The sequence below is a fragment of the Amycolatopsis sp. DG1A-15b genome (genome assembly GCF_030285645.1).
Lineage (GTDB): Bacteria > Actinomycetota > Actinomycetes > Mycobacteriales > Pseudonocardiaceae > Amycolatopsis.
In genome coordinates this window covers 4923570-4936943 of the sequence record NZ_CP127296.1, presented here as the reverse complement: position 1 = coordinate 4936943, position 13374 = coordinate 4923570, and the positions used below count along the sequence as shown (strand labels likewise).

The 13374-nt window shown below is 74.4% G+C and carries 7 protein-coding genes; 5 read left to right on the top strand and 2 right to left on the bottom strand.

What is annotated here, in order from left to right; genetic code table 11:
- Positions 1-13: 13 nt before the first annotated feature.
- Positions 14-1144, bottom strand: coding sequence for a glycine amidinotransferase (locus QRY02_RS22340; protein ID WP_285993469.1), 1131 nt, complete (start codon positions 1142-1144; stop codon positions 14-16).
- A 141-nt stretch (positions 1145-1285) separates the two neighbouring features.
- Between QRY02_RS22340 and QRY02_RS22335 the strand changes: the two genes are divergently transcribed.
- The 5 genes from QRY02_RS22335 (at position 1286) to QRY02_RS22315 (ending at position 10251) form a co-directional block, all read left to right on the top strand.
- Complete coding sequence (locus QRY02_RS22335) at positions 1286-2029, top strand: hypothetical protein (RefSeq protein WP_285993468.1); 744 nt, start codon at positions 1286-1288, stop codon at positions 2027-2029.
- 231 nt (positions 2030-2260) lie between these two features.
- On the top strand, positions 2261-3517 hold the full coding sequence (locus tag QRY02_RS22330) for a cytochrome P450 (RefSeq protein ID WP_285993467.1): 1257 nt from the start codon (positions 2261-2263) through the stop codon (positions 3515-3517).
- Positions 3514-8649, top strand: a complete 5136-nt coding sequence (locus QRY02_RS22325; RefSeq protein WP_285993466.1) for a non-ribosomal peptide synthetase — start codon at positions 3514-3516, stop codon at positions 8647-8649. Before QRY02_RS22330 ends, QRY02_RS22325 begins: the two co-directional genes overlap by 4 nt.
- Positions 8639-8860, top strand: a complete 222-nt coding sequence (locus tag QRY02_RS22320) for an MbtH family protein (protein WP_285993465.1) — start codon at positions 8639-8641, stop codon at positions 8858-8860. Before QRY02_RS22325 ends, QRY02_RS22320 begins: the two co-directional genes overlap by 11 nt.
- Positions 8857-10251, top strand: coding sequence for an ATP-grasp domain-containing protein (locus QRY02_RS22315; RefSeq protein ID WP_285993464.1), 1395 nt, complete (start codon positions 8857-8859; stop codon positions 10249-10251). Before QRY02_RS22320 ends, QRY02_RS22315 begins: the two co-directional genes overlap by 4 nt.
- A gap of 4 nt (positions 10252-10255) precedes the next feature.
- Here QRY02_RS22315 and QRY02_RS22310 read toward each other — a convergent pair whose 3' ends face one another.
- Positions 10256-13363, bottom strand: a complete 3108-nt coding sequence (locus tag QRY02_RS22310) for a non-ribosomal peptide synthetase (protein ID WP_285993463.1) — start codon at positions 13361-13363, stop codon at positions 10256-10258.
- Positions 13364-13374: the final 11 nt, after the last annotated feature.

Below are 13374 nucleotides of genomic sequence, written 5' to 3'. Positions count from 1 at the left end.
AGTCCACCCGGCTTCACACGTTCTGGTTGGGGAAGTAGTCCTCGCAATCACCGTCGCGGCGGACGTCCCACGTGGCGCAGTGCAGGGACCCGCCGTACTCGTACACGTGCCGGAACGGCAGCGGGAACACCTCGAAGCCCAGGCTGCACAGCAGGTCCTGCAACGGCTTCTCCTGCTCCTCGACGATGATCTTCGACGGGGAGATGCTCAGCACGTTGATCGAAACCCACTTGGACGACTGGCAGTAGCGGGGCATCTCGTCGTTGCCGGTGAGCGGCTGGGGCGCGGTCACGAACTCCCAGTCGTTGGCCAGGAACAGCTTCTCCTCGCCGCTGTTGATCGGCCGCTCGGGGTTGGTGAGCACCAGGCCCGCGCGCAGCGGGATGAACGTGGCGTCGATGTGCGAGGGGAAGTAGTCGAGCGGGAAGTGCACCGGGTGCACGCGGAAGCCCTTCGGCTCCAGGTGCCGGGTGATCCACCGGATGCCCGCGCGGTTGGTGGTCATCGACTCCTGGACGAACACGTCCTTGCCCATCCGCGCCATGTCCGCGGCGTCGAAGACGACCTCGTCCTGCGTCACGCAGAACTCGAAGTTGTGCATCTCCTCGTGCCGCTTCGACAGCGGCCACGTCCAGAAGTCCTGGCGGTACATGTCGTCGGCCATGGACGGCTTCGGCGCCACCGACCAGGTCATGAGCGGGTCCTCGTCCCAGTACTTGTAGACCAGGCTCCGGTAGGCCTCGTACTCGAAGTACCGCGACCGCCGCGACATCGTCGCCTCGAGGATCTCGTTGCCCAGGGTGATCATCACGTCCCGGGGGCAGACCGCGCAGTACTGGTTCTCCACCTCGAACGTGGGCGTCTTCAGCGGTATCGAGTAGTCCCGCGGCGACGGCCGGCGAACCGTGACACCCTGCGACTCGAGCAGTGACACGAGGCCGCCGAGCTCCTCTTCGGCCTTCTCGTTCAGCTCCCGGGGCTTCGGGCCGGTGGGGAAGGGCCGCGGCTCGGGCAGCCCGCGCTCCTGGGGCCGGTGCCCCGGCTCGGTCGGTTCGAAGCAGGCGTTCTCCGCGGTGCCCACGACGACCTCCTGGAGAGTGTCCCACTCGTTCCAGGAGTTGACGATTCTGGTGTCAGTCCGCATCGGCTCGTCACATCTCTCTGTAGGACGGTTGCTCGGCGGTCTCGCGACCCCCCCGGACGTCCCCATTCCACCGGTCCGTTCGCGGCGGCCACAGTCCGGAGAACCCCGGATCGCCGGCCCGGTCCCGGGCGTGTGCGGGGAATGTCGGACTTCGCCGCGCCGGCCCCGCCGGGCACAGTGGACGGCGTGCCGCTCACCATCGACGCCCGCTTCAACGGCCCGGACGACAGCGCCAACGGCGGCTACGCGTGCGGGCTGTTCGCCGGCGTGTGCCCGGAGCCGGTGGCGGTGACCCTGCACGCCCCGCCCCGGCTCGGGGTGCCGCTGCGCGCCGAGATCGGTGGCAGGCGGGCGCACCTGTGGGACGGCGACGCGCTCGTCGCCACCGCCGCGCCCACTCGCCACCAGGTCGTGCCGCCGGCTCCGGTGCCGGCCGAGGCGGCTCGCGCGGCCGTCTCGCACTACCGCGGCCGCGCGGGACACCCGTACCCGCACTGCTTCGCCTGCGGGCCGCGCCGTGCCCCCGGCGACGGCCTGCTGCTGGCGCCCGGGCCGGTGCCGGACCGGGCGGGCACGGTCGCCTGCCCGTGGGTCCCGGACGCGGGGCTGCTCGCCGCGGACGGCCGGGTGCGCGCGGAGTTCGTCTGGGCGGCGCTGGACTGCCCGTCGGGCTGGACGGCGGATCTCGTCGCCGCGCCGAAGGTGCTCGGCTGGATGCGGGCCGAGCTGATCCGGCGGCCGCTCGCCGGGGAGCACTGCGTGGTGGTGGCCAGGCTGGACAGCCTGGGCGACGGGGGCCTCGCGGCCGGCTCGGCGCTTTACGACGAGGCGGGGTCGCTGCTCGCGGCGGCGACCACCCGCTGGTACGCCCCGGCGGCCGGGTGAACCGCGGTGGACCGCCCGGCGCGACTCGGCCGGTCCCGGCTTCGGGGGCCGGGATCAGGGGTGGTCGCGCCGCACCCTGGCAGGCACCTCCCGGGTTGTGACCCGGCCCGGTCCCCTACACCGGCACCGCGCGTCCGGGGTTCTCCGGACTCATCCCGATCAGGGAGAGCGCGGTTCGATGGTCCCCGGCGGCCGCGACTGCGTGCTGTCGACGAACGGAGAGAGCGCGACATGCGGATTCCGACTTCGATCGACGCGATCGGGGACAACACCATCGACCTCGACGCCGTCGACCTCGTGGACCCTCGGACGTACTCCGAGGGCGACCCGCACCCGATCTGGGCCGAGATGCGCCGGCGCGAGCCGGTGCGCTGGCACCCCGTCGGCAGCGACCTCGGGTTCTGGTCGGTGACCACCTACGAGCACGGCTCCTGGGTGCTGCGGGACCACGAGACCTTCACCTCACAGCGCGGCACCCTGCTCAACCTGCTGGGCAAGGACGATCCCGCGGGCGGCCAGCAGATGGCCGCCACCGACCCGCCGAAGCACACCCGGATGCGCGAGCCGCTGCAGCGGGCGCTGACGATCAAGTCGGTGGAGCGCTCCGGCGACCAGATCCGCGCCCAGGTGCGCCGGCTGCTCGAGCCGGCCAAGTCCGGCGAGCCCTTCGACCTCGCCCAGGCCGTCACCCGGCTGCCGATGGCGGTCACCGGGATGCTCATGGGCCTGCCGGAGGAGGACTGGCCGAGGCTGACCCAGCTGACCCTCATGTCGATCGCGCCGGACGACCCCGAGTTCAACGAAGGCGCCGACACCCAGACCGCGCTGCAGCGCGCGCACCGGGAACTGTTCGCCTACTTCGCCGAAATCGTGCGGGCGCGGCAGAAGAACCCGGGCGGCGACGACCTGATCAGCCTGCTGCTGACCATCGACGTCGAGGGCCGCACGATGGGCCTCGGCGAGGTGCTGGCCAACTGCTACAGCCTGCTGCTGGGCGCGAACGTCACCACCCCGTACGTGCCGACGGCCGCGCTGGACGCCGTCATCGGCACCCCCCTGCTCCACGAGGTGCTGGAGAGCGCGAACACCGGCACCATCCTGACCACCGTGGAGGAGGCGCTGCGGTGGGCCTCGCCGGCCAACCACTTCATGCGGCACGCGGTGCGCGACGTCGACCTCGGCGGCCGCCAGGTGCGCTCCGGCGACGCGGTGGTGGTGTGGCTCGGGTCGGCCAACCGGGACGAGACCGCGTTCGAGGACCCGTTCACCTTCAACCCGCGGCGCAAACCCAACCGGCACATCGCCTTCGGGGTCGGCGGGCACTACTGCGTCGGCCACACCGTCGCCCGGGTGACGCTGCGCGCGCTGTTCGACGAGATCGTCAGCACCTTCGCCGACCTCGACCACGCGGGGGAGGTCGAGCACCTGTCGTCGAACTTCGTCGCGGGCATCAAGCACATGCCGGTGATCGCGAAGGTGCGCGGATGAACCGACCGACCCTGGTCGACCTCCTGCGGCACCGGGCCGAGGACACCCCGGACCGGACGGCGTTCGAGTTCCCGGGTGAGGGCGACCGGCTGGTCGTCGGCTACCGCGACCTCGACCGGCGGGCCCGCGGCGTGGCCGCCGCGCTGCGGGACCGCGGGCTGGCCGGCGAGCGCGTGGTGCTGCTCTTCCCGCCCGGGATCGACTACGTGGCCGCGTTCTTCGGGTGCCTTTACGCCGGCGCCGTGGCGGTTCCGGTGTACCTGCCGACCGGCGTGCGCGGGGCGGCGCGGATGCTCGACGTGGCCGCCGACGCCGGGGCACGCGCACTGCTGTCGACGGCGGCCACGCGCGACGCGCTGGCGCCATTGATGTCCACAATGGAGGGACCGGACTGGCTGCCGGTGGCCGGCACCGGCGAGGACGCGGACTTCGACGGCCCGGATCCCGGCCGGGACGACCTGGCTTTCCTGCAGTACACCTCCGGTTCCACGGGCACGCCGAAGGGCGTGCGGGTGCGGCACGCGAACCTGATGGCCAACCTGACCGAGATCGGCCGGGTGCTCGGTGCCGGCGCCGGCAGCCGCGCGGTCAGCTGGCTGCCGCCGTACCACGACATGGGCCTCATCGGCGGCATCCTGCAGCCGGTGCACGGCGGCTTCCCGTGCACCCTGCTCTCACCGGCCGCGTTCCTGCGCGCGCCGGTGCGCTGGCTGGCCGAGATCAGCCGGAGCCGCGCGACGTTCACCGCCGCGCCCGACTTCGGCTACCGCGAATGTGTCCGCCGGATCTCCGAGGCCGAGCGCGGGGAACTGGACCTGTCGTCACTGCGGCACGCGATGGTGGGGGCGGAGCCGGTCCGCCGCGCCACGCTCGACGCGTTCACCCGCGCCTTCGCCGGGGCCGGCTTCCGGCGATCGGCGTTCCACCCCTGCTACGGGCTCGCCGAGGCGACGCTGCTGGTGACCGGCGGCTCCCGGCCGGACGGCCCGGCCGTCGTCGAGGTGGGCCGGGCGGAACTGGCCGAGGGCACCGTGCTGCTCGACCCGCCGGCCGGGCACCCGGCGGTGGCGCTGACGGGCTGCGGCTCCGCGACCGGCGAGGACCTGGTCGTCGTGGACGCCGGACCCGGTGGTGTCGGGGAGATCTGCGTCAGCGGGCCGAGCGTCACCGACGGCTACCACGGGCGGCCGTCCGAGACGGCCGCGCGGTTCGGCGCCGAGCTGCCCGGCCACCCGGGGCGGCGGTTCCTGCGCACGGGGGACCTCGGGTTCTCCCTGGCCGGGCAGTTGTACGTGACCGGCCGCGTCACGGATTTGATGGTGCTGCGCGGCCGCAACCACTACCCGGAGGACATCGAGCAGACGGCCGAGCGGGCGCACCCCGCGTTGCGGCCCGGCCGGTCGGTGGCGTTCTCGGTGGACGACGGCGACGACGAGTACCTGGTGCTGGTGCACGAGGTGGCGGCGGCCACGACCGCGGAGACGGCGGACGCGGTGCGGGCGGCGGTCCGGGCGGCGATCGCCACCGAGCACGGAGTGACGCCGAGGGAAGTCGCGCTGGTGCGCCAAGGGGCGATCGCCCGCACGACCAGCGGCAAGGTCCGGCGCAACGCGACCAAGGCGAATTGGCGCGAGGGCACGCTGACCCCGGTCGCGGGCGCCCGGCGGGCCCCGGTCGCGGAGACGGAGGACCGGCCGGTCCTGGCCACCGGCGCCCGCCGGGCCGCGGCCACCGAACCGGACGATCGGCCGGCCGCGGTCGTCGCCACCGTGCTCGACCTCGACACCGTCCCCGCGGACGAGCCCCTGATCGGCCTCGGCCTGGACTCCCTGCGCGCGGTCCGGCTCGCCGAAGCCGTCGCCGGGGCCTTCGGTGCCGAGATCCCCGTGCCGCGCCTGCTCGACGGTCTCACCCTCACCGGGCTGCGCGCCCTGCTCGCCGAGGCGCCCGCGGTCCGTCCGGCCACAGTGGACAGTGCCGCGCCGTCGCGGGCGCAGGAAGCCATGTGGCTGCTGGACTCGATGGGCGCGGGTGCCGCGTACCACGTCCACGGCGGAGTCCGGCTGACCGGACCCCTCGACCCCGACCGGCTCGCCCGGTGCCTCGACGGCCTCCTCGCCCGCCACCCCTCGCTGCGCACCACCTTCGCGCCCGACGCGGACGGCGCTCTCGGCACGACCGTGCACCCGGCGGGCCCGCTGCCGCTGCGCCGGCTCACCGACGCCGATCCAGGCGAAGTCGAACGCGCGCTGCACGATCTCGCCACCATCCCGTTCGACCTGGCCGCGGGGCCGCTCGTGCGGGCGGTGCTCGTCCGCCGTCGCGACGACTGGTACCTGGGCATCGCCGCGCACCACATCGTCGTCGACGGGTGGTCTCTCGGCGTCCTCCTGCGCGAGCTCGGCGACGCCTACCGCGGCACTCCCTCGACGAGAACGGCACTGCCCCCCGTCCGGCCGGCCGCGCCCCGGCCGTGGGACGGCGCCGACGCCGAGTTCTGGCGCGCCGCTCTCGACGGCGCCCGCCCGCTCGAGCTGCCGCTCGACGCCCCGGCCCGGCCGACCTGGCGCGGGGGCACGGTCGAGCTGGGCCTGGATGCCGCGGCCACTGCGCGCCTGGCCGCGTACGGCGCCGCGCGGCAGGCGACGCCGTTCATGGTGCTGCTGACCGCACTGGGCGTCGTCGCGGCGCGGTGGTCGGGGCAGGACGACTTCGTGCTCGGCGCGGCGGCCGCCAACCGGGACCACACCGATGCCGGCCAGGTCGGGCTGTTCGTCAACGTCCTGCCGCTGCGGCTCGACACCGCCGGTGCCCCGGCGTTCGGAAGCCTGCTCGACCGGGTGCGGGCCCGCTGCCTCGCCGCGCAGCGGCACCAGGCGGTGCCGCTCGACGAGATCGTCCGGCTGCTCGACCCCGACCGGTCCGACGGGCGCGCCCCGCTCGTGCGGGCGGTCCTGGCGCTGCAGAACGTGCCGCTGGAGCCGTGGCAGGCCGGTGACGTGCGGGCGGAGGCGTTCGAACTGCCCGCCCCCGGTGCCCAATTCGAGCTCTCCGTGCACCTCACCCAGCAGGCCGACGGCAGTCTTGCCGGGCACCTCACCCACGCCGCCGACCTGCTCTCCGGCAGTACCGCCCGCCGCTTCGCCGACGCGTTCACCCAGGTGCTGCGCACCGTCGCCGACCTCGACGGCGTCCCGGTCGGCGACGTCCCGCTGCTCGACGAGAGCGAGCGCGCCCGCATCACCGGCCACCTCAGCGGCGCCCTGGCCGCGCCCGCACCACCGGGGCTGCTGCACGAGCTGTTCGAACGGCAGGCCGACTTCGATCCGCACGCGCCGGCCGTCGTGGGCGACCGGACGCTCGGCTACGGGGAGCTGGACGCCGAGGCCAACCGCCTCGCGTGGCTGCTGCGAGAGCGCGGCGTCGGCCCGGAACGGGCGGTCGCCGTGTGCCTGCCGCGCTCGGCCGACCTGGTCGTCGCGCTGCTCGCGGTGCTCAAGGCGGGTGGCTGCTACGTGCCGCTCGACCCCGCCAACCCGGACGCGCGGCTGACCGCGCAGCTGCGTGACGTCCGGCCGGTCGTGGTGCTGACCGATCCCGGGCTCGCCTCGCGCTTCCCCGGCCAGGCCACGGTCGGCGCCGGCGACGCGGCCGCGTACCCGGCGCACCGGCCGGAGCCGGCGGCCACCCCGGGCAACCTGGTGTACGCGATCCACACCTCCGGTACGACCGGCACGCCCAAAGCCGTGATGAACGAGCACGCCGGGCTGGTCAACCGGATCCGCTGGATGCAGGCCGAGTACGGGCTCACCGCCGGGGAACGGGTCCTGCACAAGACACCCATCGGGTTCGACGTGGCCGGCTGGGAGCTGTTCTGGCCGCTGTCGGCGGGCGCGACCGTCGTGCTCGCCCGTCCCGACGGTCACCGCGACGCCGCCTACCTGGCCGCCCTGATCCGCGACAGCGGCGTGAGCACCTGCCACTTCGTGCCGTCGATGCTGCGGGCGTTCGTCGAGGAGCCTTCGGTCGCCGGGTGCGCGGGCACCCTGCGCCGGGTCGTGTGCAGCGGGGAGGAGCTGCCGCCGTCGACCGTCACCCGGCTGCGTGCGCTGCTGCCGGACGTGGCCGTGCACAACCTGTACGGGCCGACGGAAGCGGCCATCGACGTCACCGCCGTCGAGATCACCCCCGGCCACGAGACGCTGCCCCGGCTGCCGATCGGCCACCCGATCACCGGCGCTCGCTTGTACGTGCTCGACCCGCGCGGCGCCCCGGTACCGGTCGGGGTGCCGGGCGAGCTCTTCATCGGCGGCGTGCAGGTGGCCCGCGGCTACCTCGGCCGCGCGGCGCTCACCGCCGAGCGGTTCGTCCCCGACCCGTTCGAACCCGGCGGCCGGCTCTACCGCACCGGGGACCGGGCCCGCTGGACCACCGGCGGCGCACTGGAGTTCCTCGGCCGGCTCGACCAGCAGGTGAAGATCCGCGGTGTCCGGATCGAACCGGCCGAGGTGGAGGCCGCGCTGGCCGGGTACCCCGGGGTCACCGCGGCCGCGGTCGACGCGCGGCCCGGTCCGGACGGGCAACCGCGGCTGGTGGCCTACCTGGTCGGCGCCGAGGCGCCCGACGCGGCCCTGCGGTCGTTCCTCGGCGAGCTGCTGCCGCCCGCGGCGGTGCCGTCCGCGTTCGTCCGGCTGCCCGCGCTGCCGACCGGGCGCACCGGCAAGCTCGACCGGTCCGCCCTGCCCGAGCCGGCCGTCGTCCAGGCCGACGGCACCGCGCCGCGGGATCCCGTCGAGCAGGTGCTCGCCGGCATCTGGGCCGAGGTGCTCGACCTGCCGAGCGTGTCGGTGACCAGCGGGTTCTTCGAACTGGGCGGCCACTCGCTGCTCGCGACCCGGATCGTGGCCCGGGTGCGCCGCGAGTTCGGGGTCGAGCTGTCCGCCGGCGACCTGCTCGGCGGCGGGTCCACCGTCGCCGACCTGGCCGCGGCGGTGCGCGCCGCCCAGCTCGAGCAGGCCGACCCGGACGAACTCCGCCGGGCACTGGAAGAACTGGCCGACCTGACCGACGACGAGGTCGCCGCGCTGCTCGCGGACGACCGGACCACACCGAGGAGGACCGATGGCAGCTGAGGCAGCCGCGACGGAGACCGGTGAGCAGACCTTCGTGGTCGTGCTCAACGACGAGCTGCAGTACTCGATCTGGCGGGCGGACGCCGACGTGCCGGCCGGGTGGCGGGCCGAGGGCACCTCCGGCACCAAGGAGGAGTGCCTCGCCCACATCGACCGGGTGTGGACCGACATGCGGCCGCTGAGCCTGCGGCAGCGGATGGACGCGTCGTGACCGGCACGCCGAAGGAACGCCTCACCCGGGTCATCGACGACATGCGCGCCCGCTGGAACGGCCGCGACGTCGTCATGGCCGTCAACCACTTCAACGGCGGGATGAAGGCGCTCGCCGAAGAGCTGCGGCTCTCCGGCGCCCGCCTGAAGGCGGTCGTCATCAATACCGTGCCGAGGGCGGACGACCCGCCCGCCGAGCACGTGTGGAGCTGCGCCGAGCACGGCCTGACGATGACGCACCGGCAGTACGAGGCCTGGCTCGCGAGCAAGCCGCCCGAGATCGTCGACTGGCTCGACGGCCTCGACCCCGGACGGGAGTGGGAGGTGCTCGGCACCACCTACGGCGAGTTCGCCGAGCTGGGCGGCCGTCCGGCCTACGGGCACTGGCGGCCGGAGTGGGCGGGGTGGGAGGACAAGACCCGCATCGACGAGCTGTGGCGGCGGGTCGGCATCCCCGCGCCGCCGCACGCGATCGTCGAGGTCGACGACCCCGGCCTGGCCGCCACCGCCGTGTCCCTGGACCGCGGCCACGGCGTGATGATCGCCATCGACACCAGCCTGGACGTCCTGGGCAGCTCCCAGGGGTTGCGCTGGGTCCGCTCGCGCGCCGAGCTGGACCGGGCGGTCGAAGCGCTGCGCGTCCGCACGAAGCGGGTCCGCCTCGCCACGTTCGTCCCCGGCGTCCCGTGCAGCCTGATGGGCATGGTCTTCGACGACGGCGTGGCCGTCTTCGACCCGATCGAGGTCATCACCCTCCACCGGCCGAGCACCGGGCAGCTGGTGTACGGCGGCTGCTCGACGGCCTGGCGACCGGCGACCGCCCGGACGGAGACGTTGCGCGGCTACGCCCGCCGCGTCGGGGAGGAGCTGTCGGCGTCACTGGGGTACACCGGCGTGTTCAGCGTCGACGGCCTGTCCGGCGAGGACGGGTTCGTGGCCACCGAGCTCAACCCGCGGCACGTCTCGGGCATCGGCGTCCGGCCCGGCTGGCCGGAGTTCCCGACCCGGCTGCTCAACCGGGCCGTCCAGGACCACCGGCCGGAGGCCGCCGGGGCGCGGTGGCAGGACGTGGAGGTGGCTTACCGGGAGGTCGTCCGCGACACCCCGTCGGCGTCCCTGTGGATCGAGGTGCCGGGGACCGAGCTCGGGCCGGAGGGCCGGGTGTCGTCCACGACGCTGCCGGTGCCGGCCGGGGACGCGGTCGTGGAGTGCGTGGTCGAGTACCGGCCGCAGTGCGGCGGAGTGTGGATCCTCGGGGCGGCCGGAGTGGACTCGGCGGTGCCGCACGACGGGGCACTGGGCCCGGTGACGGCGGCGCTGGCGGAGCGGCTCGGGGTGGCGGACCTGCGGTCGTTCGGGGAGATCACGGCCAGGTCGACGTTGGCGGGATGACGCCTCAGGGGCCTACCGGCTGCTCCTCACCCCCGGCGACCGCGGTCAGGTGCGCGGTCAGCGTGTCCGCGAGCCGGCGGACCCGGCTCTCCGGGATGAGGTGGGGCCGGTAGGTGAAGGCGATCCGCAGCGTTTCCCCCGGGGTGACCAGCAGGCTCAGCGCGTAGTGCGTGTCGTCGCTGTGCCGCACGCCGGCGATCTTCGGGTCGTCGAGCAGCAGGTCCGGGTTCTCGAACACCAGCAGGGTGTCGAACTCCGCGTCCCAGGACGCCAGGCGCCGGATCGTGCCGAGGCCGAGGTGCTGGTGCGGGGCCAGGGCGAGCTGCTCGGCCCGCACCCGCCGCAGCAAGGCCCGCACCGGTTCGCCGGGATCCACGTCCACCACCACGGGCACCGTGTTGACCAGCATCGCGACCAGGTTCTCCACCTCGGGCACTTCGGCCATCCGCCCGGACACCGTCGTCCCGAACACCGCGGGCCGCCGGCCGGACTCGGCGGCCAGGACGACCCCCCACAACGCCACCATGATCGTGTTCAGCGTCAGCCGGTCGGTCCTCGCCAGCTCCACCAGGCGGGCCGTCACCGGGGCGGGCAGGTCGACCACGTGGTGAGCTGAGGCGGACGAACCGGCCACCGGTTCGGTCAGCATGGCCGGTTCGGTGATGCCGTCCAGCGCGGACCGCCACGCCGCGGCCGCCGCCTCCCGGTCCCTGGTGCGCAGGACGCGGAACCAGTCACGCAGGGGCGGTGCCGGTGCCCCGGCGGCTTCAGGCGCCAGCAGCTCGCGCACCAGGAGGGTCACCGACCAGCCGTCGAGCAGGAGGTGGTGGTAGTCGAGCAGGAGGTGGGCAGCCCCACCCGGGAGGTGGACGAGGTGCAGGCGCAGGAGCGGGGGAGTGCCGACGTCGAACGGGGCGGCCTTGCTGCGGGCGGCCAGGACGTCCGCCCGGGCCCGCGCTTCGGCCGGGTCCAGCGCGCTCAGGTCGGTCTCCCGCCACGGCGTCTCGAGCTCGCCCACGGTGATCTGCACGGGTTCCGGGAGGCCGGCGACCTCGAACGCGGCCCGCAGCGGGGCGTGCCGGCGCAGCGCCGAAGCGGCCGCGGCACGCAGCGCCCGCGCGTCCACCGGGGCGGTCAGCTCCAGCCGCAGCTGCTCGGTGTAGCTGTCGGTCTCCTGCAGGCGGTGGAACAGGAACCCCTGCTGCACCGGGGTCACCGGCAGGATCTCCGTCAGGCCCGGGTGCCTCGCCCGCAGCCGGTTGAGCTGGTGGTGGTGCAGGGCCACCAGCGGCCGCACCGGGATCGCCGGGGCGCCCGCGCCCGCCGCCGCGGCGGCGAGCCTGCGCGGGGTGCCCAGCTCGAACACCTGCCGGGTGTCGAGCGCCAGCCCGGCGCGCCGGGCCAGGACCACCAGCCGCACCGCACCCAGGCTGTCGCCGCCGAGGGCGAGGAAGTCGTCGTCCACCCCGGCGGGGACGCCGAGCGCCGCGGCGAAGGCGTCCACCAGCGCCTGCTGCTCCGGGGTTTCCGGCTCGGCGGCTCCGGTCGCGAACGCGGGTGACGGCAACGCTTTCAGGTCCACTTTGCCGTTCGGGGCGACCGGCAGTTCCGGCAGCGCCAGCACCGCGGCGGGCACCATGTGCGCGGGCAGCGTCCGCGCCAGCTCGGCCCGGATCGCCACGCCGTCGAGGTCGGTTCCGACCACGTAGGCCACGAGCTGTTTGCCGCCGCTGGCCGCCGGCCGGGGCAGCGCCAGTGCCTGCCGCACGCCGGGCAGGGTCCGCAGCCGGGTCGCGATCTCGCCCAGCTCCACCCGGAATCCGTTGATCTTGACCTGGTTGTCCTTGCGCCCCAGGCATTCCAGCTCACCGTCGGCGTTCCACCGCGCCAGGTCGCCGGTGCGGTACATCCGCTGCCCCGGCGCGCCGAACGGGTCGGGCAGGTAGCGCTCCGCGGTCAGCCCGGGCCGCCCCAGGTAGCCGCGGGCCAGGCCGGCGCCCGCGACGTAGAGGTCACCCGGTTCGCCGTCCGGCACCGGCCGCAGGTCGTCGTCCAGCACGTGGACCCGGACGTTCCACAGTGGAGTGCCGATCGTCGGCAGCTCGGTCCGGCCGGTCGACCACGCGGTCGCGTCCTGCATTTCGGTGGCGCCGTAGTGGTTGTGGACGCGCAGGCCGGGGTGGCTGCGGAGGAAGCCGCGCAGGGTCTCGCCGAGGACCAGGGGTTCGCCGGACTGGATGATGTCGCGCAGGTCGGCCAGGGCGACCCCGGCGACGCCCGCCGCCTCGCAGAGGGACTCGATGAGCACGTTCGGCAAGAACACCTGGTGCACCCGGTGCCGGTCGAGCCAGCGGGCCAGCCGGATCGGGTCGGTGCGGACGTCCTCGGCCGGCACGACCAGGCACTTGGCGTGCACCAGGGCCGAGAGGATCTCGTGCATGGCGAAGTCGAACCCGATGGCGGACAGGTTGGCCGTGCGCGTGCCGGGGCCGACGTCGAACCGGCCGGCGTGCCAGGCCAGCAGGTTCACCAGGCTCGCGGCGGGCATCGCGACGCCCTTGGGGACCCCGGTCGAGCCGGAGGTGTAGATCAGGTACAGCGGGTGCGCCGGGTCCAGCGGCGCGATCCGGTCGGCGTCGGCGGGGTCGGTGTCCGGGAAGTTCCCGAGCGCGAGGCCGTCCCACTCGAGCGCCGGGGCGGAGCCGAAGTCGAGGCCGGTCGTGGTGAGCACGGTGACCGGATCGGCGTCGGCGACCATCGCGGCCAGGCGGTCCGCCGGGTACTCCGGGTTGAGCGGCAGGTAGACCGCGCCCGCCTTCAGCACCGCCACCATCGCGACCACCGCGTCGGGTGACCGGGGCAGCGCCACCCCCACGACCCGCTCCGGCCCGGCGCCCAGGCCGATCAGCAGGTGCGCGAGCCGGTTCGCCTTCGCGTTCAGTTCGGCGAAGGTGAGGACGCCCGCCTCGTCGCTCAGCAGGGCCGGAGCCGTCGGGTGGGCCCGGACGGCCGCTTCGATGAGTTGCGGCAAGGTCGCCTCGGGAACGGACCGGACTTCGCCGGCGACCGGCGGGGACGACAAGGGCGACACTGACTTGAACGACACGGTCATGCGGACGCGGC